We start from the raw sequence: 23,273 nt of genomic DNA, 5'->3' as shown, positions 1-23,273 counted from the left end.
TGTGCGGACGGGGCGTTGTCCTACACTCGGCCGCATGACGGGCCATACGTACCATTTGAAACCCCGCGGTATCTACCGCGGGGCGGCCCTGACGCTGGTCTTCGCGAGCGTGCTGGCCACCGCCGCGGCCACCGGGTCACTGCCCCGTGAGGACGACGCGGGTACGGAGATAAGGACACGTGCGGTCTCCTCCGACGCCGGCCCGGTGGACCGTGAGGAGATCGCGGACGCGGCCGCCGAGGCGGAGGCCGACGGGAAGTCCGGTACGGACGCCGCCGAAGAGGTCGTGAGCCGCAGCGGGGACCGCTGGGGCGCGGTGTACGACGAGCGGGAGTTCGAGGAGTTCGAGCAGGCGCTCGACGGTTCGTACACCGGGGTGGGGATCTCCGCCCGCCGTTCGGCCCGCGGCGAGGTCACCGTGTCCGGGGTCCAGCCCGGGGGGCCGGCGGACCGCGCAGGCGTGCGCAAGGGTGACCTGCTGCACACCGTGGACGGCCGTCCGGTCGGGAAGCGGCCCGTCGCCGAGGTGGTCGCGATGCTGCGCGGGGACCGGACGAAGGCGGCCGAGGGCTCCTCCGTGGTCCTCGGACTGAGTCGCGGCGGACACTCCTGGACCACGACCATGCGCAGGTCCCGGCTCAGCACGGAGCCTGTGAGCGTCCGGCGTCTGGGCCACGGTCCTTCCTCCGCCGTGCTGATCAAGGTCGCCGCGTTCACCAAGGGTGCCGGTACCGCCGTCCGCGACGCCGTGGACGAGGCGCCCGGGGACGCCGGGATCCTCCTCGACCTCCGGGCCAACGCGGGAGGGCTGGTCACCGAGGCCGTCACCGCGTCCTCCGCGTTCCTGGACGGCGGGCTCGTCGCCACCTACGACGTGCACGGAGAGGAGCGCGCCCTCTACGCCGAGCCGGGCGGGGACACCGACCGGCCCGTGGTCGTGCTGGTGGACGGCGGCACGATGAGCGCCGCCGAGCTGCTGACCGGTGCGCTGCAGGACCGGGGGAGGGCCGTGACCGTCGGATCGCGGACCTTCGGCAAGGGGGCGGTGCAGATGCCCAGCAAGCTCCCGGGCGGATCGGTGGCCGAGCTGACCGTCGGGCACTACCGCACTCCGGCGGGCCGCAACGTCGAGGGAAGCGGCATCACGCCGGACGTCGGGGCCGGTCCGGAGGCCCAGCAGCGGGGCGAGACGGTATTGAGTGGCCTCGGGGGTGGGTCGTAGTGCGAAAATGACCGCACTATGGCCAAGGAAAAAGACACCGGGCGCAAGATGATTGCGCAGAACAAGAAGGCGCGGCACGACTACCACGTCCTCGACACCTATGAGTGCGGTCTCGTGCTGATGGGTACGGAGGTCAAGTCGCTGCGGATGGGCAGGGCGTCGCTGGTCGACGGCTTCGTCCAGATCGACGACGGGGAGGCGTGGCTGCACAACATCCACGTCCCGGAGTACGTGCAGGGCACCTGGACCAACCACTCGGCCAAGCGCAAGCGCAAGCTGCTCCTGCACCGGGCCGAGATCGACAAGCTCCAGTCCAAGTCGCAGGAGACCGGCCACACGATCGTGCCGCTCGCGCTGTACTTCAAGGACGGCCGCGTCAAGGTCGAGATCGCGCTCGCGAAGGGCAAGAAGGAGTACGACAAGCGTCAGACGCTGCGCGAGAAGCAGGACACCCGCGAGACGAACCGCGCGATCTCGGCGGCCCGCCGGCGACAGCGCAGCGCGTAGCCGCCACCCGGTCCGGGGTCCGTGCCCCGGAGCCGCCGGAATACAGTGGCATCCGCGTGCGTTGGTCACGTACGATGGGCCGTGCACCTCACAGAAGGTGCGCGTTTTGAAAAATCAACATGGGGATGATCGGTTTCGACAGCGGATGTCGAAGCAGGGGAAGCGAGTCGAGGAAGCGGCAATGATCTCGTAAACCATATGTCGCAAACAATAATCGCCAATTCCAAGCGCGATTCCTCCGCCTTCGCCCTCGCTGCCTAATTAGCAGCTAAGCGAAGACTCTGCGGAGTGTCAGCCCGGGGGTGATCCCGACCCGGATCCTGGCATCAACTAGGGATCTAAACTTCTAGGCCCGGCCACGGGGCCTAGAAGGAAATCAAACAGTGGCTGGGCCTGTCGGAGGCTTGTTCGCGTGACCTCCGGGGCCGAGAAAAGCGTAGCGAACTGCACTCGGAGAAGCCCTGGTTCCGCACCGTTGGACGCGGGTTCGATTCCCGCCATCTCCACAATTCCCATGTGAACGAGGACCCCGTTGCCCCTGGCAGCGGGGTCCTCGTTTTTGTTCTGCGCGCGTGCTCTTCCGGAATCCGGTCAGGCCTTGCGCGTTCCCACAGCCGCGACGGCCAGGGCGAGGGCGGCAGCGCACATCGGCACCGCGTACCCGGTCGCCGTGCCGGCGTGCTCCACCATCCAGCCGCCCCCCGCCGAGCCCGCCGCTATGCCTCCCAGCAGCGCGGTGACCGCGAGCGTCATGCCCTCGTTGAGCTGCGCCTGCGGGGTGAGCCGCTGGATCAGGGTCATGCCCGTGACCATGGTGGGCGCGGTGGCGGCCCCCGCCAGCAGCAGGCAGGCCGCCAGGACGGGCAGCGAGTCGGTCGTGGCCGTGGCGATCAGAGGCAGGGACATCAGCGCGGTCATGCCGGAGAGGCAGAGCAGCAGCCTGCGCCCGACGCGCGCGGCGGGACGCAGTGAGCCGTACAGCAGGCCGGCCACGCAGGAGCCGGCGGCCTGGAGTGCGAGGATCGCGCCTCCGGCGTGGGCGATCGAGACGACCTCCATCGCTCCGAACACCGCCCCCGTCGCGAGGAACACCGCGAGCAGGGCGGGCACGCCCGGAGTACGCAGGGGTGAGGGTGCCCGTGTGCCGGGGGTCACCGGTGGCTCGGTCGCACGCTGGGCGGCGAAGATCAGGACGCCGGTCATGAGCAGGGCCGCGCCGGTGAGAGTGCCGGCTTCGGGGAAGAGCGTCCCGCACAAGGACGCAGCGATGACCGGGCCGAGCATGAAGCACAGCTCGTCGGCGGCCTGCTCGAAGGAGTTCGCCGTGTGCAGGGCCGTTGCGTCACCGCGGTGCAGATGGGCCCAGCGAGCCCGCGACATACCGCCGGTGTTCGGGGTGGTGGCCGTCGCGGCGTATGCGGCGAACAGCGTCCAGACCGGAGCGTCGTAGTGCACGCAGAGCACCAGGGCCAGCGAACCGAGCACGGCGACCGCGGTGGCGGGCACAGCGATCCTGGCCTGTCCGTACCGGTCGACGAGGCGTGCCGTCCACGGTGCCACCACGGCGGTCGCGGCCAGCCCGGTCGCGGTGACGGCCCCTGCCAGGGCGTAGGAACCGTGTGCCCCGGCGATCATGATGACGGCGCTGACGCTGAACATCCCCATGGGCAGCCTGGCGAGGAGGTTGCCCGCGGTGAACGCGCGCGCCCCCGGGGTGGCGAGCAGCCGGAGGTACGGATTCGAGGGGGCTGTGGCGGGTGTGGCGGTGGGGGCCGGGACGGCGGTTTCATGGGACACGCGTCCACCCTGGGATCGTGCGGTGGACGGCGTCCAACACCTGATCCGGAGCCATTGACGCACTCCTGTTGTAAATTGGGCCGGTGGCCGTACCCGACATCGATCCCAGGCTCCTCCGCGCCTTCGTCGCCGTGGCCGAGGAGCTGCACTTCACCCGTGCCGCCGCCCGGCTCTACGTCGCCCAGCAGGCGCTGAGCCGGGACATCCGCCGGCTGGAGCGCGAGCTGCGCCGGGAGCTCTTCCTCCGTACCACCCGGCAGGTCTCGCTCACCCCGGACGGGGAGCGTCTCCTGCCGTACGCCCGCCGGGTGCTCGACGCGCACACCGCGCTCTCGGCCGCCTTCGCCTATCCGGCGGACCGTCCGCTGCTCGTCGATCTGAACACCGACGGGATGACTGCGGCCCGGGTGCTGGCCCGCGCGCGGGAGCTCGCGCCGGAGTGCGAGCTGATGGCGCGCTTCGAGAGCGGGCTCACCTGGGCGGCGGGCGAGTTGCTCGCCGGGCGGCTCGACGTCTCCTTCGGGCGCGCCGCCGGGCTCGGCCCCGCCGTCCTCTCCCAGCTCTCCGTGCAGCCCGTGCGGTACGAGCCGATGGCCGTTCTCCTGCCGCGCGATCACCCTCTGGCGGGGTGCCAGGACGTCGCCATGAGTGATCTGACCGGCGAGACCGTCTACGCGGGGGCGGGCAATACGCGCACGCTCGAGTGGACGGATCTCGCATCCGCACTCTTCGCGGAGTGGGGCATCGTCCTGGCCCCACCTGCCCCGCTCGCGGTCGGAGTGGCCGAATTCCAGCGGGTCATGGCGAAGACGGGGAACCCCGTACTGGCCGTCTCGGGCTTTCCGCCGCTGCCGGGGACGGTGTTGCGGCCGCTCGTGCGGCCGGTACCGCTCTCTCCGCTGCTCATGGTGTGGCGCAAGGGGTTCGACCACCCGGGGCTCACCGCATTGCGGGTCGCGGTGACCGAACTCGCTGGAAGGGAAGGATGGATGGTGAGGCCACCCACATCCTGGCTGCCTGAAGCCGACGCGTCACTCATGGGTCACTGTTCATGAACAACAGGTGATACCGCCCACTGCGCGTCGCCGGCGTGCGCTACATTCAGGGTTCGGGTGCACGGTGGCATGTGGTGTGCGGACGGGGTGGGGGCCCGGTCCGACAGCAGGATTCCAGTCATTCCTCGCGCATCTGTTTCATTGAGTGGGGGAAGTGCGAACACCTGTGGAAAATTGGCGCGAAGGTACCCGTACCGGGCACACGCATGAGCCGAACGACGTCACCGTCCAACTGGACGGACTGGGCCGTCAGCTCTCCGAACTATCTGTTGAACCCAGCCCTCCGGCCCCCTCCGACGGTCCGGTGTTCGTCGACGAGAGCGGCCGCCGCAGCAAGACGTACCGGCGGGTGGGCTGGGTCCTCGCCGCGATCTGTGCCGTGTACGCGGTGACGCTCGTCGTCGCCGTGCTCGGCGGGAACTCCTCCGCCCCCTGGCTGCCGCTCTCGGGGCAGAACGAGAAGCGCGCGGAAGAGGTCGAGGTACGGCCCGCCCCGAGCGGCGGCGTCGTGTCCGAAAGCCCCGGGGTCACGCCCAGCGCCTCGGCCCCGGCCCCCGGCGACGCCACGGTCTCCCCGTCGGAGGGCGCCGGGGCATCCCGCCGGGCCGAGCCCGGCGCGAGCGCCTCGGCCTCCGCCTCCAGCGAGCCTCCCCGGGGCACCACCTCTTCGTCCCCCGCTCCGGACGACTCCGTCTCCGAGCAGCCGACGGGTGAGCCGTCCCCGTCGGTCACGCCCGATCCGCCCGCCGAAGAGAGTCCGCCGACGTCCCCGGACCCCTCGGAGTCACCGGTGCAACCACAAGAAGGCGCTCAGTAAATGACAACCCCCGTTTCGCGGGGCAGGCACAACCGGAAGAAGAAGCGGACCGTCAGGCGCAGACTTCCCATGCGCTATCTGCTTCCGTCGCTCCTCCTTGTGGCCCTGCTCGCCATGCTCATGCTGCGCGGATACGTGCACAGCGAGATTCTCGCCGACCACCGGATCCAGGCCCCGGCTCCCACCACCCAGGTGCCGGACGAGGTGCTCGAAGGCGGTCCGGTGATCGACGCCCGCAGGGCGGGCGTGCCTGCCGAGACGCTCCGCATACCCGATCACAAGATCGTCCTCACTTTCGACGACGGCCCCGACCCGGTCTGGACCCCGCGGGTCCTGGACGAGCTCAAGAAGCATCACGCGCGCGGCGTCTTCTTCGTCACCGGCACGATGGCCTCGCGCTATCCGGACCTCGTGAAGCGGATGGTCGACGAGGGGCACGAGATCGGGCTGCACACCTTCAACCACCCCGACCTCTCCTTCCAGTCCACCAGCCGCATCGACTGGGAGCTCTCCCAGAACCAGCTGGTGCTCGCGGGCGCCGCCGATATCCGTACGTCCCTGTTCCGGCCTCCGTACTCCTCGTTCTCCGACGCCATGGACAACAAGTCCTGGCCGGTCACGCAGTACATCGGCAGCCGTGGCTACCTCACCGTCGTGAACAACACCGACAGTGAGGACTGGAAGCGCCCCGGCGTGGACGCGATCATCGAGCGCGCCACCCCCGAGCACGGCGAGGGCGCCATCATCCTGATGCACGACTCCGGCGGCGACCGGTCCCAGACCGTGGCCGCCCTGGGGAAGTTCCTGCCGCAGATGCAGGAGCGGGGCTACGACTTCACCAACCTGACCACCGCCCTCGGCGCCCCCAGCGCGCACACCCCGGTCACCGGGTTCGCGCTCTGGAAGGGCAAGGCCTTCATAGGGGCGGTGGAGATCTCCGAGAACGTCACCGGCGTCCTGGTGGTCGGCCTCGCGGTCATCGGTGTCCTGGTGATGGTCCGCTTCGGGCTGATGCTGCTGCTCTCCTTCCTGCACGCGAGGAAGGTGCGCCGCAGGAACTTCAGCTGGGGCGAGCCGTTCACCCGCCCGGTGTCGGTCCTCGTTCCCGCCTACAACGAGCGCGAGTGCATCGAGGCCACCGTGCGGTCGCTGGTGGCGAGCGACTACCCGATCGAGGTCATCGTCATCGACGACGGCTCGACGGACGGAACGGCCGATCTCGTCGAAGCGATGTGGATCCCGAACGTCCGGGTCGTTCGCCAGCGCAACGCCGGCAAGCCCGCCGCCCTCAACAACGGCATCGCGAACGCCCGTTACGACATCGTCGTGATGATGGACGGCGACACGGTCTTCGAACCCTCCACGGTGCGCGAGCTCGTGCAGCCGTTCGCGGACCCCCGGGTCGGAGCGGTCGCGGGCAACGCGAAGGTCGGCAACCGCGACTCGCTGATCGGTGCCTGGCAGCACATCGAGTACGTGATGGGCTTCAACCTCGACCGCAGGATGTACGACCTCCTGGGCTGCATGCCCACCATCCCCGGGGCGGTCGGAGCCTTCCGCCGTGACGGGCTGGACCGGATCGGCGGCATGAGCGAGGACACCCTCGCCGAGGACACCGACGTCACGATGGCGCTGCACCGCGACGGCTGGCGCGTCGTCTACGCGGAGAACGCCAGGGCCTGGACCGAGGCCCCCGAGTCCGTGCAGCAGCTGTGGTCGCAGCGCTACCGGTGGTCGTACGGCACCATGCAGGCCATCTGGAAGCACCGCCGCGCGGTCATCGAGCGGGGGCCGTCGGGCCGCTTCGGACGGGTGGGCCTGCCGTTCGTCTCCCTGTTCATGGTCGTCGCCCCGTTGCTGGCGCCCCTCATCGACGTCTTCCTGCTGTACGGACTGGTCTTCGGCCCGACGGGGAAGACGGTCGCGGCCTGGTTCGGCGTCCTGCTGGTGCAGGCCGTCTGTGCCGCCTACGCCTTCCGGCTCGACCGGGAGCGCATGACCCACCTGATCTCCCTGCCGCTCCAGCAGATCCTCTACCGGCAGCTGATGTACGTCGTCCTGCTCCAGTCCTGGATCACCGCTCTCACCGGCGGCCGGCTGCGCTGGCAGAAGCTGCGCCGTACGGGCGTGGTGGAGGCTCCGGGCGGCACACCGAACCGTCGCAAGGACGCGGGCAAGGACCGGAGGCCGGTGGCATGACCTACCCCGACCGGCCCCGGCAGGACGGCCCCGGATACGACGACGGCGCCTGGCCGTCCTCCGACGCGGCCTGGACGCCCTCGCAGCAGGGCGGCGGCCACCCGGCGCACGCCGGCGCCGCGTACACCGCTCCGCCGCCCGCCCCACACGCCCCGGCCCCGACGGCGTATCCCGAGCGAGCCCCGGCCCCGACGGTGTATCCGGAGCGAGCCCCGGCCCCGACGGTGTATCCGGAGCGAGCCCCGGCCTCCACCGTGTCCGCCCCTGCGGCGTCCCCGGAACAGGGGGCCGCCGCCGAGACCCCCGCGTCCCGCGCCAAGCCCGGGCGGGACCGCTACCTCGACCTGCTCAGGGCCGTGGCCCTCGTCCGCGTCGTCGTCTTCCACCTGTTCGGCTGGGCCTGGCTGACGGTCCTCTTCCCGTCCATGGGTGTGATGTTCGCCCTGGCCGGTTCGCTGATGGCCCGCTCGCTGGCCCGGCCTGCGGGGAGCGTGATCCGCAGCCGGCTGCGCAGGCTGCTTCCCCCGATGTGGGCGTTCTCGCTGATCATCGTGCCGGTGATGTTCGCGCTGAGCTGGAAGCCCGTCCGGGAGGAGGGGCTGTGGTGGTTCATCAAGCTCGGCAGCTATCTCTTCCCGCTCGGCTCGCCCCCCTTCCCCGAGGAGAGCGGCTCGACCGGCGGATGGCTGGAGCTGAGCTGGGCGGACCAGGCGGCGGGGCCGCTCTGGTACATCCGGGCCTACCTCTGGTTCGTGCTCGCCTCGCCCCTGCTGCTCAAGGCGTTCCGCAGGCTGCCGTGGGTCACGCTGCTCGCTCCGATCGGCCTCACCGCCGTGATCGGCACCGGCCTCGTGACGGTCCCCGGTACCTTCGGCGAGGGGCTCGTCGACTTCGCCGTGTTCGGGTCCTGCTGGATTCTGGGATTCGCCCACAACGACGGGCTGCTGAAGGAGATCCCGCGCTATCTGGCGGTGTCGTCCGCCGCGATCGTCATGGGCTTCGGCCTGTGGTGGGCGTCCGGGCACCTCACCGAGGAGGGCTGGAACCTGGACGAGATCCCGCTCGCCCAGGCCACCTGGTCCCTCGGCTTCTGCGCGATCCTGCTGGTCTACGCCCCCTCCTGGCAGAAGCTCCCCGGCAGGCTCGCAGGGTGGGACAGCCTGGTCACGCTGGCCAACAACAGGGCCGTGACGATCTATCTCTGGCACAACCTGCTGCTGATGGCCGCCGCGCACCTCGTGGACCAGCTCTGGTCCGTCCCGTGGTTCGGCGACACGTTCGATACATATATCGAACAGTCGTACGAGGTGTTGATCCTGATCGCGATCTGGCCGCTCATAGGGCTCGCGATCCTGGCGTTCGGCTGGGTCGAGGACGTGGCCGCCAAGCGCCGGCCGCGCCTGTGGCCGAACGGGGCGGGCCGGACGCGCGGGGCCTGACCGGCCGAGGGGGGTGCGGCGGGCCCTGCTCACCACACCCCCCGGGGCGCCCCGCCCACAGCGCCGTGGAGGCCCTGCTCACCGCACCGCGGAGGCCCTGCTCACCGCACCGCGGAGGCCCCCGCCCACAGCGCCGTGGAGGCCCTGCTCACCGCACCGTGGAGGCCCTGCTCACCGCACCCCCCGTGCCCGAGTGAGAGCAAGGTTGCGCACCGGTCACCTCACGGCACCGCACCGAAACGCGGACTCCCTAGCGTCGGCAGGACAACACCCCGACCCCTGTGGAGGCGCGTGATGGCCGGTCGTTGGATCGAGCAGTGGGAGCCGGAGGACGAGACCTTCTGGCGCGAGACGGGCGAGAAGACCGCCCGGAGGAACCTGTGGTTCTCCGTGCTCTCCGAGCACATCGGGTTCTCCATCTGGTCCCTGTGGTCCGTCATGGTCCTGTTCATGGGGCCGGAGTACGGCATCGACCCCGCCGGCAAGTTCTTCCTGATCTCCACGGCCACCCTGGTCGGCGCCGTCGTCAGGGTGCCGTACACCTTCGCCGTCGCGGTGTTCGGCGGGCGCAACTGGACCATCTTCAGCGCGCTGTCCCTCCTGGTGCCGACGGGCGCCGCCTTCTGGGTGATGGAGCCCGGCACCTCGTACACCACGTTCCTCGTCGTCGCCGCGCTCACCGGAATCGGAGGCGGGAACTTCGCCTCGTCGATGACCAACATCAACGCCTTCTTCCCGCTGCGCAAGAAGGGCTGGGCGCTCGGCCTCAACGCGGGCGGCGGCAACATCGGCGTACCGGTCGTGCAGCTCATCGGCCTGCTGGTGATCAGCACGGCCGGAGCCGCGCACCCGCGGATCGTGCTCGGGGTGTACGTACCGCTGATCGTCGTCGCCGCGCTGGGCGCCGCCCTCAAGATGGACAACCTCCGTCCCGTCCAGAACGACACCGGGGCGGCGCTCCAGGCCGCGCGCGAGCCGCACACCTGGATCATGGCGGTGCTCTACATCGGCACCTTCGGCTCGTTCATCGGCTACAGCTTCGCCTTCGGACTCGTCCTGCAGACCCAGTTCGGCCGGACCCCCCTGCAGGCCGCCTCACTCACCTTCATCGGCCCGCTGCTCGGCTCCGTGATCAGGCCCGCGGGCGGCTTGCTGGCAGACCGGTACGGCGGCGCCCGGATCACCCTGTGGAACTTCGCAGCCATGGCCGCGGCGACCGGTGTCGTCGTCTACGCCTCCGCCATCGAGTCCCTGACGGTGTTCCTCGTCGGCTTCATCGCGCTCTTCGTGCTGACGGGACTGGGCAACGGCTCCACCTTCAAGATGATCCCGGGCATCTTCCACGCGCAGGCGCTCGGCAGGGGCCTGCGCGGCGAGGAGGCCGCGGCGTACGGGCGGCGGCTCTCCGGCGCGGCCATGGGGCTCATCGGGGCGATCGGGGCGCTGGGCGGCCTCGCGATCAACCTGGCGTTCCGTCAGTCCTTCGCGACCTCGGGCACCGGGACGGCCGCCTTCTGGTGTTTCCTCGGCTTCTACGCCGTCTGCTTCACCCTCACGTGGGCGGTATACCTTCGGCGTACGGAAGCGGTGGCAGCGAAGCCCCAGCTCAGCTATGCCGAGGTGTGAGGATGGCCACAGCGCGTCGCACGACGTAACGGGCGGGAAATACGGGGGAACCGAGACTGTCACGCAGGGTTGACAGTCTCGGTCCTCCGCATCATCGAGCACCAGCGGGACGAGAGCCGGGTATCACGCCATGCACGACGACGACGCACAGCACGGGCCCCTGGCGGGCTTCACGGTCGGGGTGACCGCAGCCCGTCGCGCCGAGGAGCTCGGCACTCTCCTCACGCGCAGGGGGGCCGCGGTCCTGCACGCGCCCGCGCTGCGGATCGTGCCGCTCGCGGACGACAGCGAGCTCCTGGCCGCCACCAAGGAGCTGATCGACAACGCGCCCGATGTCGTGATCGCGACCACCGCCATCGGCTTCCGGGGCTGGGTGGAGGCCGCCGACGGCTGGGGAATCGGCGACGGTCTCCTCGAACTGCTGCGCGGTATAGAGCTGCTGGCACGCGGCCCCAAGGTCAAGGGGGCCATCCGGGCGGCCGGGCTCACCGAGTCGTGGTCGCCCCAGTCGGAGTCGATGGCCGAGGTCCTGGACCGGCTGCTGGGGGAGGGGGTCTCGGGCCGCCGGATCGCCCTCCAGCTGCACGGCGAGCCCCTGCCCGGCTTCGTCGAGTCGCTCCGGGCGGCGGGCGCCGAAGTCGTCGGCGTACCCGTCTACCGGTGGATGCCCCCGGAGGACATCGCCCCGCTCGACCGCATGCTCGACGTCACCGTCGCCCGTGGGCTGGACGCCCTCACCTTCACCAGCGCCCCCGCCGTCGCCTCGTACCTGAACCGGGCGGAGGCACGCGGAATGCTTCCCGAGGTGCTGGACGCCCTGAGCCACGACGTCGTCACCGCCTGCGTCGGTCCGGTCACGGCGCTGCCGCTGCAGGCCAAGGGCATCGACACCGTCCAGCCGGAACGCTTCCGGCTGGGCCCGCTCGTCCAGGTGCTCTGCGCACAGCTGCCGTCCCGGGCCCGTACGCTCCCCGTCGCCGGCCACACGGTCGAGATCCGCGGCCACGCGGTGCTGGTCGACGGCGCCCTGCGCCCGGTGCCCCCGGCGGGCATGGCCCTGCTGCACACGCTGGCCCGCAAGCCGGGCTGGGTGGTCTCCCGGGCCGACCTCCTCCGGGCGCTGCCCGGCAGCGGCACCGACGAGCACGCGGTGGAGACGGCGATGGCCCGGCTGCGTACGGCGCTCGGAGTGCCGCGGCTGATCCAGACGGTCGTCAAGCGGGGCTACCGGCTGGCCCTGGACCCCTCGGCGGACACCAAGTACGACGGTTCCTGACCGGCCGCTACGGTGCGGGGATGATCAACGACACCCATGCCCTGACCGACGGGGTCCGGCTGAGGCCTGTGACTCTCGCCGACGCGGAGTCCTTCGCCGGGACCATGACCCGCAGTCGCGCGTACATGCGGCGCTGGGAGCCCGTGCGCCCCGAGGCGTTCTACACCCCGGAAGGCCAGGTCCAGCGGCTGACCGGGCTGCTGGCCGACCGGGAGGCGGGGCGTGTCATGCCCTGGGCGCTGGCCGACGACGATGACCGCGTCGTCGGGGCGATGACGCTCGCCTCCATCGAGCGCGGGCCGTTCCGCAACGCCCGGCTCGGCTACTGGATCGACGTCGACCTGGCGGGCCGTGGCCTGGCCACGGCGGCCGTCACCCGGGTCTGCGAGCTGGCCCGGGACGCGCTCGGACTGCACCGGATCGAGGCCGGGACGGTCGTGGACAACGCGGCCTCGCAGCGGGTGCTGGCCAAGTGCGGCTTCGAGCTCTACGGCACGGCACCGCGCTATCTCCACATCAACGGTGCGTGGCAGGACCACCGGATGTTCCAGCGCATCCTGCACGACGGTCCGCCGCAGCGCTGAGCGGTGCCTGCCGGGAGTGCCTGTGGCCGCCCAGCGGATATCGGAGCGGCTGGGCGGGGACGAACTCGGCCGGCGTGAAACCGGCCTTCTCCGCGACCCGGCAGGACGCCTCGTTGCCCATCTCATGGAGCAGGTCAATGCGCCGGAGGCCGTCCTCGGCGAACGTGGCGAACGCCCAGTCGGTGAGCGCCCCGAGAGCCCGCGGCGCCACGCCACGGCCGCGCGCGGACGCCGCCGTCCAGTAGCCGGCCTCGGCGCTCCCGGCGCCAGGAACGCGGTTCAGCGCGAGATTGCCGACGAGCTCCCCCTCCCTGGCCGTGTCGGTCACGGCGAAGCTGAACCGGCGGCCGGACGCCCACCCCTCGTCCTGGACCGTCATCCAGCGTTCCGCCTCCCCGGCGTCGGGGACCTGTGTGCGCAGCCAGCGCCGCATCGCCGGGTCGTCGTACGCCGCGAGCAGCGCCGGTATGTCGTCGTGCCGCCAAGGGCGCAGGAGCAGGGGACCGGCCGTCAGCGTGACCGTCTGGTTGTTCATGCGTAGACGGTACGGCGAGGGCCGGGCCGGCAGGAGGGCTACCGGGCCGGGCCGGATGCGGGCACTCTGGTGGTGACCCTCCCCTCACAGGTGACCCCCGAGGCGGTGACAGGCTCATGGCGGCGGGAACCGGCGCGTCCGGTCGGCGGTTCGAATCCGGTCGCGTCTGTCTGGACCTCGTGGCCACAGGTCCCGCGGCCGCCGGAGGGTGCGAGCAGCTCGGCTGCCCCGCACGTCTCGCCGAGTGGCTGGTGGCCTCGCGGCTGGTCCCGCGCGGGACTCCGCTGGAAGCCGTGGACGAGACCTGGGTGACGCGCTTCCGGCAGTTGCGCGCGGGCGTCGACCGGCTGATGTCGGCCCAACTCACCGGCGGGAACGCCGACAACGCGCTGGAAGGCGTCAACGCGCTGGCTGCGGGCGCCCCGCCGGGTCTGCGGGCCGTACGGGGCCAGGGCGGGGCGCTCGTACGGGCGCTGAGCGCGGACCCGGCGTGCGGGGCGCTGCTCGCCGCGGTGGCCCGGGACGCCGTGGACCTGCTGACGGACCCGGTGGCGCGGGCGGGGCTGCGGCGGTGCGAGGGCGATGCCTGCCGGCGGCTCTACCTGGACACGTCCCGGGGGCGGCGGCGCCGCTGGTGCTCCAGCGAGGTCTGCGGCAACCGGGAGCGGGTGGCGCGGCACCGGCGCCGCGCGAAGGCTGACGCCGTGTCGGAGCCTGTCGTGACGTCGTGACGCACCCTGCGGTGTCGCCGTGAGCCGTGAGCCGTGAGCCGTGAGCCGTGAGCCGTGACGTCGTGACGTCGTGACGCGGTGTCGCTGTGTCGCGGTCAGCGGTGAGTCGTGTCGCGGTCCGCGGTGAGTCGTGAGCAGTGACCCGGCCTGTCGTGACGCTGTGGACCCGGTGCGTCGCCGACGGTCCCAAATCGTCGTTCACGAAGGAAAGTTGCACGCGTTCTGAATGAACCGGCGCCCGCTTCCGTACCGATGGCCACAGAGCTCGACAGGGTCTCGACCGGGAGGTTCGGGTGCGCAAGGATGCGGCCGTGGCCGATGACCGTCCGCACAGGGCTCGACATCGCAGTGCACCGCCCCGCCCGGCCTCCGCCGTCCCCGACGAGGAGCTGATGCGGGCGCTGTACCGCGAACACGCCGGCCCGCTGCTCGCCTACGTCCTGCGTCTCGTCGCGGGTGACCGTCAGCGGGCCGAGGACGTGGTGCAGGAGACGCTCATCCGTGCCTGGAAGAACGCCGGTTCGCTCAACCGGGCCACCGGCTCCGTCCGCCCCTGGCTGGTGACGGTCGCACGGCGCATCGTCATCGACGGCCACCGCAGCCGGCAGGCCCGGCCGCGTGAGGTCGATCCGTCGCCGCTGGAGGTCATTCCCGCGGAGGACGAGATCGACAAGGCGCTGTGGCTGATGACGCTCTCGGACGCACTCGACGATTTGACCCCGGCCCACCGGGAAGCATTGGTCGAGACCTACTTCAGAGGCCGTACGGTCGACGAGGCGGCCGAGATCCTCGGTGTCCCCAGCGGGACCGTACGGTCCCGGGTGTTCTACGCACTGCGTTCCATGAAGCTCGCACTCGAGGAGAGGGGGATCACGGCATGAGCGACCAGGAGTGGCAGCCCTTCGGTCCCCGGCCGTCCGGTCCCCGGCATCCGTCCGGTCCGCCCGTGCCTCCGGGTGCGCCGGAGGACCCGTTCGTGTTTCCCGCCGAGGGCCCCGGTCACGACGCCGCCGGAGCCTACGCGCTGGGCATCCTCGGCGACGCCGAGGCGACGGCCTTCGAGGCCCATCTGGCCGGCTGCGCGTCGTGCGCCGCGCACCTCGACGAGTTCGCGGGCATGGAGTCCGTGCTCGCGATGCTGGCGGAGTCCCCGGCTGCCGTCCCCGGCGCGCGTCCGGTCCCGCACGTACCGGAGCGCCCCGGGCCCCGGCTGCTGGACGGCCTGGTCGACGAGGTGGCCCGGAAGCGGTCCCAGCGGCGGCGGCGTGCCCGGTATCTGGTCGCCGCGGCGGCCGTCCTCGTGATCGGCGGCCCGGTGGTCGCGGTCACCGCCACGGCCGGCGAGGACTCCGGGCGGCAGACCGAGGCGGCCGGCCCGCATCCCACGAGCCCCGCCGAGGACGCCTTCTTCCACCACATGCCGGAGAAGCTGCGGGCCACCGATCCCGTCACCCGGGTCGACGCCACGGTCGGCATGGAGCCGAAGGCCTGGGGCACACACACGGTCCTGGAACTGAAGAACGTCGGGGGACCGCAGAAATGCAGCCTGATCGCCGTCTCCAAGAACGGTGACGAGGAGGTCGTCACCTCCTGGTCCGTCCCGAAATGGGGATACGGCATCGAGGATTCCTCCCACGCGAGCGCCCGGCGCCCGCTCTACGTGCACGGCGGCGCGGCCATGGCGCGCGGGGACATCGACCGTTTCGAGGTCCGCACCTTCGACGGCGAGCGGCTGGTCGAGATCGACGCGTGATCGAAATCCGGGCGGCAGGTGCGCTCGGTGCCCTTTTTCGCGTACGGTTGACGGCTGCCCGATGCACGTCAGAAGGGGGCCTCGGTGACCGCGCAGGATGCCGCTGTCGATTCGTTGCGGGACCGGGAGATCGGTGTCGAACAAGAACATCTGGACCGGGTCTACCGCCGTCTCGAAGAGAAGATCGACGAGGCGGAATTTCTCATGCAGGACGCCAGCAAACGGGGCCAGGTAGGCACCCCCGGGGCACTCGCCGAACGGGACGCGCAGGTCTTCCGTGCCGGAGTCCATCTCAACAGGCTGAACAGTGAGTTCGAGGACTTCCTCTTCGGACGGATCGACCTGCTGCGCGGCAAGGACGGCGAGCGCGGCCCGGACGGCGCCTTCACGTCGGTGGAGGCGGCGGACGACGCCGTGGGGGAGGACAGCACCGCCGAGATCGCGGAGACCCTCCACATCGGCCGCATAGGAGTGCTCGACTCCGACTACGCGCCGCTGGTGATCGACTGGCGGGCGCCGGCCGCCGCGCCGTTCTACCGTTCGACGCCGAAGGACCCGGGACGGGTCGTACGGCGCCGGGTCATCCGCTCCAAGGGCCGCAGGGTCCTCGGGGTCGAGGACGACCTGATGCGCCCGGAGCTGACCGCGGCCCTGAAGGGCGAGGCGCTGCCCGTCGTCGGCGACGGTGCCCTGATGGCCGCCCTGGGCCAGGCCCGCAGCCACACGATGCGGGACATCGTCTCGTCGATCCAGGCCGAGCAGGACCTGGTGATCCGCGCCCCCGCGGCATCCGTCACCGAGGTCTCGGGCGGCCCCGGCACCGGCAAGACGGCGGTGGCCCTGCACCGGGCGGCGTACCTCCTCTACCAGGACCGGCGGCGCTACGCGGGCGGCATCCTCGTGGTCTCGCCGACCCCGCTCCTGGTCGCGTACACCGAAGGGGTGCTGCCCTCGCTCGGCGAGGAGGGCCAGGTCGCCATCCGCGCGGTCGGGTCGCTGTCCGACGAGGCCGCGGGGGTGGAGGGGGCGACCACGTACGACGAGCCCGCCGTCGCCCGGATCAAGGGTTCGTCCCGGATGCTCCACGTGCTGCGCAAGGCCGCCCGCGGGGCGCTGGAGCAGCCCGCGCCCAGGCCGGCCGCCCAGGAGGGGCAGCTGGAGTTCGGGGAGGCCCCGGCAGAGGCCGGCACCCCCACCCGCCTGAGGGTGGTGGCCTTCGGTGCCCGCGTCGAGCTGGAGGCGGACGAGCTCCGCCGGATCCGGCACAACGTCCTTGGCGGCACGGCACCGGTCAACCTGTTGCGCCCGCGCGCCCGCAAACTGCTCCTGGACGCCCTCTGGAGCAAGTCGTCGGGCCGGGGCCGCTACACCGACCCGGAGCTGGTCGCGGAGCTGCGGTCCTCCTTCGACGAGGACGTGTCCACCGAGACCCCGTTCCTCACCTTCCTGAACGCCTGGTGGCCGGAACTCACCCCTCGCCGGGTGCTGGCCGCGATGTCCGACGAGCGGCGGCTGAACAGATGGGCGCGCCGGATCCTCAACCAGGGCGAGGTGCGCCGCCTCGCCCGTTCGCTGAGACGGCTGGACGAGGACGGCAAGGGGCCGCTCTCCGTCCACGACGTGGCGCTCCTGGACGAGCTGCAGACCCTGCTGGGCACACCGGCCCGTCCGAAGAGGAAGCGGGAGGCCGATCCGCTGGACCAGCTCACGGGGCTGGAGGAGCTCATGCCGCAGCGCGAGGAGACGCAGCGCGAGCGGGCCGAGCGGCTGGCGGCGGAGCGCACCGAGTACGCCCATGTCATCGTCGACGAGGCGCAGGACCTGACGCCGATGCAGTGGCGGATGGTCGGCCGGCGCGGCCGGCACGCCACCTGGACCATCGTCGGGGACGCCGCGCAGTCGTCCTGGTCGGACCCCGACGAGGCGTCCGCCGCCCGTGACGAGGCGCTCGGCAACCGGCCGCGCCGTCACTTCACCCTCACCGTGAACTATCGCAACCCGGCGGAGATCGCCGAGCTCGCGGCCAAGGTGCTGGCGCTGGCCATGCCCGGGATGGAATCCCCGGCGGCGGTCCGCTCGACCGGCGTCGAGCCCCGCTTCGAGACGGTGCGCGACGGAGACATGGCCTCGACCGTCCGTGAGGAGGCCCGCAGGCTGCTCGCGGAGGTGGACGGCACCGTCGGCGTGGTCGTCGCGATGAACCGCCGTGCCGAGGCCCGGGCCTGGCTGGAGGAGCTCGGCGAGCGGGTCGTGGCGCTGGGCAGCCTGGAGGCGAAGGGCCTGGAGTACGACGCCACCGTGGTGGTCTCCCCGGCGGAGATCGCCGACGAGTCCCCCGCGGGGCTACGGGTGCTGTACGTGGCACTCACCCGTGCGACGCAGCAGCTCACCGTGGTCTCGGGGGAGCGTGACATGCCGGACGAGGACGGCGTCCCGGACCTCCTGAGGGACTGAGAGGGGCCTGCCCGCGGAGGGGCCTGCCCGCGCCCGCGGCGGGCAGGACTTCCGTCCGCGCGGGCAGGACTTTTCCGAGTCAACGCGTCGCACAGGAATCACTTCTCCGGGGTGTTTGTTAGCCTGGTGTCGGCACCGGCTCGATCCAAGCCCCCGGGCCCAACCTTCGTCGCTACGAGCGACCACTTGCCGCGAGGCGAGCATGGCGGGCCGGTGTCACCTGGCTGCAAGAAGACAGACCCGCGTCACCTGCTGGTGGCGCGGGTCTGTTTCTGTTTTCCGGGTCCCTCCGAGCTCGACCCGTGCTTCCCCCGTCTCTTTTCACAGCCTGCCGGGGTTACGCGGGACGGCCACTTCTCGTATGGTGGAAAAAACTTTCCGAAAGGTGGCAGTCATTACCTGCTACCGGTCGGTAGGTGCGACGATCGGAACGCACGTGCGGGGCCTGTCCCGTGTGCGTGCGGCAATGAAGCTCGGAAAGCGAAGGACTCGGCCATGGCAACGGCGCCCAGCGTCTCGTACTCGATGACGGTCAGGCTGGAGGTGCCCGCGAGCGGCACAGCGGTCTCCCACCTCACCACGGCCGTGGAGTCCTCCGGAGGCTCTGTCACCGGCCTCGACGTGACCGCTTCCGGGCACGAGAAGCTGCGGATCGACGTCACGATCGCGGCCTCCTCCACCTCGCACGCCGACGAGATCGTCGAAGGGCTGCGCGGTATCGACGGCGTCGTCCTGGGCAAGGTCTCCGACCGTACGTTCCTGATGCACCTCGGCGGCAAGATCGAGATGGCGTCCAAGCACCCCATCCGCAGCCGTGACGACCTGTCGATGATCTACACCCCGGGTGTGGCGCGGGTCTGCATGGCGATCGCCGAGAACCCCGAGGACGCCCGCCGCCTCACCATCAAGCGCAACTCCGTCGCGGTGGTCACGGACGGTTCGGCGGTGCTCGGCCTCGGCAACATCGGCCCGATGGCGGCGCTCCCCGTGATGGAGGGCAAGGCGGCGCTCTTCAAGCGCTTCGCCGGTATCGACGCCTGGCCGATCTGCCTGGACACGCAGGACACCGACGAGATCGTCGCGATCGTCAAGGCGATCGCCCCCGGATTCGCGGGCATCAACCTGGAGGACATCTCCGCCCCCCGCTGCTTCGAGATCGAGGCCCGGCTGCGCGAGGCCCTGGACATCCCCGTCTTCCACGATGACCAGCACGGCACCGCGATCGTCGTCCTGGCCGCGCTGACCAACGCGCTGCGCGTGGTGGGCAAGGGGATCGGTGACGTACGGGTCGTCATGTCCGGCGCCGGCGCGGCCGGCACGGCCATCCTGAAGCTGCTCATCGCCGCGGGTGTCAAGCACACGGTCGTCGCCGACATCCACGGAGTGGTGCACGCGGGCCGCGAGGACCTGGTGGACGCCACCCCCGACTCCCCGCTGCGCTGGATCGCCGACAACACCAACCCCGAGGGTGTCACCGGCACCCTCAAGGAGGCCGTTGCCGGCTCCGACGTCTTCATCGGCGTCTCCGCCCCGAACGTCCTGGACGGTGCCGACGTCGCGGCCATGGCGGAGGGCGCGATCGTGTTCGCGCTCGCGAATCCCGACCCCGAGGTGGACCCGGCGATCGCCCGTGAGACGGCGGCGGTCGTCGCCACCGGGCGGTCCGACTTCCCGAACCAGATCAACAACGTGCTGGTCTTCCCGGGCGTCTTCCGCGGTCTGCTGGACGCTCAGTCCCGCACGGTCAACACGGAGATGATGCTCGCCGCGGCACGCGCCCTCGCCGACGTGGTCGCCGAGGACGAGGTGAACGCGAACTACATCATCCCGTCGGTCTTCAACGACAAGGTCGCGGGCGCCGTCGCGGGCGCCGTCAGGGAGGCCGCGAAGGCGGCCGGAGCCGCCGAGGCGGCGTCCGACCCCGCGTAGGACCGTATCGCCGGACGGCCCTGTCACACGCCGTCCGCGGGGGTCGGCCACGGCTCCCGCGGACGGTGCCGTAGCTCACGTCCGGGCGCTGTCCCGCCTCACCTCCGGGCGCTCCGTACGGCGCGTCGCGGGTCGCGGCGTCCCAAACGCCCCTTTAGGGTGGGCGGGCAGCGAGCCCCACAGGCCCGGTATCCGCTGCGGACCGCTCCAACGAGTCGACGGAACGTCATCACAGGCATTCGGTGGTGCATTTCGTGTGACGTCGAGGGGTTCCGGATTGGCGTTAGCGCCGCAGGTGGGGGCAGGATGCGTATTCGGGCGCGAGGGTCTGACAGCAGACCCGGGTCCGGGGACTGTCAGAGGGCCCTGGCAGCATCGGCTTCGATCTCACGCCTCACAGGCAAGAAGAACACGGGAGTACAAACATGAACCGCAGTGAGCTGGTGGCCGCCCTGGCCGACCGTGCCGAGGTGACCCGCAAGGACGCCGACGCCGTTCTGGCCGCCCTCGCCGAGACCGTCGGCGAGATCGTCGCCAAGGGCGACGAGAAGGTCACCATCCCCGGCTTCCTGACCTTCGAGCGCACCCACCGTGCCGCTCGCACCGCTCGTAACCCGCAGACCGGCGACCCGATCAACATCCCGGCCGGCTACAGCGTGAAGGTCTCCGCGGGCTCCAAGCTCAAGGAAGCCGCCAAGGGCAAGTAAGGCGCCTAGGCAGCAAGAAGGGCGGCCGTCCCGACAGGGGCGGCCGCCCTTCGGCGTACCCGGGCGCCGTTCCGCGGCCGCGCTTCGGCGTACCCGGAACAGTGCCCGGGAGAGTCGCGCCCCCGCGCACTTCGCCCGTGCGGGCGCTGTGAGGCCGTCTGCGGCACCCCGGAACCCCGGGCGGGTCTCCGGGCAGGGGCCTGCCCCGTTCGGCTCTGTACGGGCTTTCTGCGGCACCTGTGTGGATACCGCGGCGTGCGACGGAAAAGGCAGCTGCCCCGGTCCCTCGTGCGGGGGACCGGGGCAGCTGCCTTTTCCGTGCGGGTGCGCAATGCTGTGTGCGGCAGCACTGTGCGTGCGCGTGAGCGCGTCAGACGAGTGAACCGCCGGGGAGTTCGACCTTCGCGCCGAGCTTCTCCAGCTTGTCCATGAAGTTCTCGTAGCCGCGGTTGATCAGGTCGATGCCGTGCACCCGGGACGTCCCCTGGGCCGCCAGGGCGGCGATCAGGTACGAGAACCCGCCGCGCAGGTCGGGGATGACCAGGTCCGCGCCCTGGAGCTTCGTCGGCCCGGACACGACCGCCGAGTGCAGGAAGTTCCGCTGCCCGAACCGGCAGTCGGATCCCCCGAGGCACTCGCGGTAGAGCTGGATGTGCGCACCCATCTGGTTGAGCGCCGAGGTGAAGCCGAGCCGGGACTCGTAGACCGTCTCGTGGACGATCGACAGCCCGGCGGCCTGCGTCAGGGCCACCACGAGCGGCTGCTGCCAGTCGGTTTGGAAGCCGGGGTGCACGTCCGTCTCCAGGGCGATGGCGTTCAGCGCGCCACCCGGGTGCCAGAAGCGGATGCCCTCGTCGTCGATCTCGAAGGCGCCTCCGACACGGCGGAAGGTGTTGAGGAAGGTCATCATCGAGCGCTGCTGGGCTCCGCGCACGTAGATGTTGCCCTCGGTCGCCAGCGCGGCGGACGCCCAGGAGGCGGCCTCCAGACGGTCCGGGATCGCCCGGTGGGTGTAACCGTCGAGCTTGTCGACACCCGTGATCCGGATGGTCCGGTCGGTGTCCATGGAGATGATCGCGCCCATCTTCTGCAGTACGCAGATGAGGTCCTCGATCTCCGGCTCGACGGCCGCGTTGGACAGCTCGGTGACGCCCTCGGCGAGGACGGCGGTCAGCAGCACCTGCTCGGTGGACCCCACCGACGGGTACGGCAGCCGGATCTTCGTGCCCCGCAGTCGCTGCGGCGCCTCGAGGTACTGGCCGTCGGCCCGCTTCTCGATGGTCGCGCCGAACTGGCGGAGCACCTCGAAGTGGAAGTCGATGGGCCGGCCGCCGATGTCGCAGCCGCCGAGACCCGGGATGAAGGCGTGGCCCAGGCGGTGCAGCAGCGGTCCGCAGAAGAGGATCGGGATGCGCGACGAGCCCGCGTGGGCGTCGATGTCGGCGACGTTCGCGCTCTCGACGTGGGACGGGTCGAGGATGAGTTCGCCCGGCTCGTCGCCGGGACGGACGGTGACGCCGTGCAGCTGCAGCAGCCCCCGGACCACCCGCACATCGCGGATGTCGGGCACGTTGCGGAGCCGGCTGGGCCCGCTGCCGAGCAGCGCGGCGACCATTGCCTTCGGCACCAGGTTCTTGGCGCCTCGGACGCGGATCTCGCCCTCCAGCGGGGTGCCGCCGTGGACAAGCAGGACATCGTCTGTGCCGGTCATGTATCTCGCGTTCCGGAGTGGTCGGGCAGGGGGCCATGAAAAGGGTAATGGGCTCCGGCCCTCCTTCAGTAAGGCGACGGGGGGTATACGAACGTCATGAATCCGCCACAACACGCTCTGCTCCCCGCGCCTTGCGGAGTGTCACCGTCCGGACGGCCCGTCCGGGGGCCCCGCGATCGTGCGCTCCCCGTGCGCCCGTGCGGCGTCCGTGCGCCCTGAGCTGCGGACGGGCACCGGGCGGGACCGGAGGGACCAGTTGGTCCCCGCGGAGGGCGAAGATGCGGGATCATCTGTGCCATGACGGAGGTGTCCTCGCTCACAGGACGGCTGCTCGTGGCCGCACCCGCCCTTGCGGACCCGAATTTCGACCGCGCGGTGGTGCTGCTCCTCGACCACGACGAGGAAGGCTCCCTCGGTGTGGTCCTGAACCGCCCGACCCCGGTCGGCGTCGGGGACATCCTGGCGTCCTGGGCGGGCCTGACCGGCGAGCCGGACGTGGTCTTCCAGGGCGGTCCGGTCTCGCTCGACTCGGCGCTGGGTGTGGCGTTGATCCCGGGGGACGAGGGTGATTCGGCGAGCTCCCGTGCGGGCGGGGGAGACCCTTCCCGGGGTGCACGGATCCGCCCGGACAGGGCGGAGCCCATCGGCTGGCGCCGGGTGCACGGCGCGATCTGCCTGGTGGACCTGGACGCGCCGCCGGAGCTGCTGGCGGCGGCGCTCGGTTCGCTGCGGATCTTCGCCGGATACGCGGGCTGGGGCCCCGGCCAGCTGGAGGCCGAGCTGAAGGACGGCGCCTGGTACGTGGTCGAGTCGGAGCCCGGCGACGTCTCGTCCCCGCGCCCGGAGAATCTCTGGCGGGCGGTTCTGCGGCGGCAGCGCAGTGAGCTGGCGATGATCGCGACGTATCCGGACGACCCTTCGCTGAACTGAT

Annotated in this window: 19 protein-coding genes and 1 other RNA gene; 17 read left to right on the top strand and 3 right to left on the bottom strand. The window is 71.0% G+C overall.

The window, feature by feature from the left end; all coding sequences use genetic code 11:
* Window positions 1–34 precede the first annotated feature (34 nt).
* The 3 genes from HED23_RS30715 to ssrA all read left to right on the top strand — a co-directional run bounded on the left by HED23_RS30715 (window position 35) and on the right by ssrA (window position 2,238).
* Window positions 35–1,222: a S41 family peptidase gene (locus tag HED23_RS30715; protein WP_203186588.1), complete on the top strand. Its 1,188-nt coding sequence runs from the start codon at window positions 35–37 to the stop codon at window positions 1,220–1,222.
* An 18-nt stretch (window positions 1,223–1,240) separates the two neighbouring features.
* On the top strand, window positions 1,241–1,729 hold the full coding sequence (gene smpB, locus HED23_RS30710; protein WP_203186587.1) for an SsrA-binding protein SmpB: 489 nt from the start codon (window positions 1,241–1,243) through the stop codon (window positions 1,727–1,729).
* A 121-nt stretch (window positions 1,730–1,850) separates the two neighbouring features.
* Window positions 1,851–2,238: a transfer-messenger RNA gene (gene ssrA / locus HED23_RS30705) on the top strand.
* A gap of 82 nt (window positions 2,239–2,320) precedes the next feature.
* On the opposite strand, the gene HED23_RS30700 is transcribed toward ssrA, so the two are convergent.
* The gene (locus tag HED23_RS30700; protein WP_203186586.1) at window positions 2,321–3,526 is read right to left on the bottom strand and encodes an MFS transporter; all 1,206 of its coding nucleotides are present in this window, start codon (window positions 3,524–3,526) and stop codon (window positions 2,321–2,323) included.
* An 83-nt stretch (window positions 3,527–3,609) separates the two neighbouring features.
* Here HED23_RS30700 and HED23_RS30695 point away from each other — a divergent pair, with 83 nt between their 5' ends.
* From HED23_RS30695 to HED23_RS30665, 7 genes are all read left to right on the top strand, one after another.
* Window positions 3,610–4,581 carry a LysR family transcriptional regulator gene (locus HED23_RS30695; RefSeq protein WP_203186585.1) on the top strand — a complete coding sequence of 324 codons (972 nt, stop codon included), beginning with the start codon at window positions 3,610–3,612 and terminating at the stop codon, window positions 4,579–4,581.
* A gap of 166 nt (window positions 4,582–4,747) precedes the next feature.
* Entirely contained in the window at window positions 4,748–5,398 is a 651-nt protein-coding gene (locus tag HED23_RS30690) for a hypothetical protein (protein WP_203186584.1), read from the top strand.
* Complete coding sequence (locus HED23_RS30685; protein ID WP_203186583.1) at window positions 5,399–7,597, top strand: glycosyltransferase; 2,199 nt, start codon at window positions 5,399–5,401, stop codon at window positions 7,595–7,597.
* The gene (locus tag HED23_RS30680) at window positions 7,594–9,036 is read left to right on the top strand and encodes an acyltransferase family protein (protein ID WP_238442175.1); all 1,443 of its coding nucleotides are present in this window, start codon (window positions 7,594–7,596) and stop codon (window positions 9,034–9,036) included. The genes HED23_RS30685 and HED23_RS30680 overlap by 4 nt, the downstream gene beginning before the upstream one ends.
* 294 nt (window positions 9,037–9,330) lie before the next feature.
* The gene (locus HED23_RS30675; protein ID WP_203186582.1) at window positions 9,331–10,662 is read left to right on the top strand and encodes a nitrate/nitrite transporter; all 1,332 of its coding nucleotides are present in this window, start codon (window positions 9,331–9,333) and stop codon (window positions 10,660–10,662) included.
* Window positions 10,663–10,792: 130 nt separating this feature from the next.
* Window positions 10,793–11,938, top strand: coding sequence for a uroporphyrinogen-III synthase (locus tag HED23_RS30670; RefSeq protein ID WP_203186581.1), 1,146 nt, complete (start codon window positions 10,793–10,795; stop codon window positions 11,936–11,938).
* 20 nt (window positions 11,939–11,958) lie between these two features.
* Complete coding sequence (locus HED23_RS30665) at window positions 11,959–12,522, top strand: GNAT family N-acetyltransferase (protein ID WP_203186580.1); 564 nt, start codon at window positions 11,959–11,961, stop codon at window positions 12,520–12,522.
* Here the strand turns inward: HED23_RS30665 and HED23_RS30660 are convergent.
* Entirely contained in the window at window positions 12,455–13,057 is a 603-nt protein-coding gene (locus HED23_RS30660) for a GNAT family N-acetyltransferase (protein ID WP_203186579.1), read from the bottom strand. The genes HED23_RS30665 and HED23_RS30660 overlap by 68 nt on opposite strands.
* 116 nt (window positions 13,058–13,173) lie before the next feature.
* Between HED23_RS30660 and HED23_RS30655 the strand changes: the two genes are divergently transcribed.
* From HED23_RS30655 to HED23_RS30630, 6 genes are all read left to right on the top strand, one after another.
* A complete protein-coding gene (locus tag HED23_RS30655) occupies window positions 13,174–13,788 on the top strand; it encodes a CGNR zinc finger domain-containing protein (RefSeq protein ID WP_203186578.1) in 615 nt (204 codons plus the stop codon).
* Between the two features lie 293 nt (window positions 13,789–14,081).
* On the top strand, window positions 14,082–14,669 hold the full coding sequence (locus tag HED23_RS30650) for a sigma-70 family RNA polymerase sigma factor (RefSeq protein WP_203186577.1): 588 nt from the start codon (window positions 14,082–14,084) through the stop codon (window positions 14,667–14,669).
* Window positions 14,666–15,541 (top strand): anti-sigma factor family protein, encoded by an 876-nt coding sequence (locus HED23_RS30645; RefSeq protein ID WP_203186576.1) that lies wholly within the window; start codon window positions 14,666–14,668, stop codon window positions 15,539–15,541. Before HED23_RS30650 ends, HED23_RS30645 begins: the two co-directional genes overlap by 4 nt.
* Window positions 15,542–15,625: 84 nt before the next feature.
* On the top strand, window positions 15,626–17,995 hold the full coding sequence (locus HED23_RS30640) for a HelD family protein (protein ID WP_203186575.1): 2,370 nt from the start codon (window positions 15,626–15,628) through the stop codon (window positions 17,993–17,995).
* Window positions 17,996–18,490: 495 nt separating this feature from the next.
* Complete coding sequence (locus tag HED23_RS30635; protein ID WP_203186574.1) at window positions 18,491–19,924, top strand: NAD-dependent malic enzyme; 1,434 nt, start codon at window positions 18,491–18,493, stop codon at window positions 19,922–19,924.
* Window positions 19,925–20,349: 425 nt separating this feature from the next.
* The gene (locus HED23_RS30630; protein WP_003968811.1) at window positions 20,350–20,631 is read left to right on the top strand and encodes an HU family DNA-binding protein; all 282 of its coding nucleotides are present in this window, start codon (window positions 20,350–20,352) and stop codon (window positions 20,629–20,631) included.
* Between the two features lie 370 nt (window positions 20,632–21,001).
* On the opposite strand, the gene murA is transcribed toward HED23_RS30630, so the two are convergent.
* Window positions 21,002–22,342 carry a UDP-N-acetylglucosamine 1-carboxyvinyltransferase gene (gene murA, locus HED23_RS30625; RefSeq protein ID WP_015608864.1) on the bottom strand — a complete coding sequence of 447 codons (1,341 nt, stop codon included), beginning with the start codon at window positions 22,340–22,342 and terminating at the stop codon, window positions 21,002–21,004.
* Window positions 22,343–22,639: 297 nt separating this feature from the next.
* Here murA and HED23_RS30620 point away from each other — a divergent pair, with 297 nt between their 5' ends.
* Complete coding sequence (locus HED23_RS30620; RefSeq protein WP_203186573.1) at window positions 22,640–23,272, top strand: YqgE/AlgH family protein; 633 nt, start codon at window positions 22,640–22,642, stop codon at window positions 23,270–23,272.
* Window position 23,273 lies beyond the last annotated feature (1 nt).

The organism is Streptomyces pratensis (assembly GCF_016804005.1).
Classification (GTDB): domain Bacteria; phylum Actinomycetota; class Actinomycetes; order Streptomycetales; family Streptomycetaceae; genus Streptomyces; species Streptomyces pratensis_A.
The sequence above is the reverse complement of the archived record's forward strand: the minus strand, read 5'-3'. Positions and strand labels throughout refer to the sequence as shown.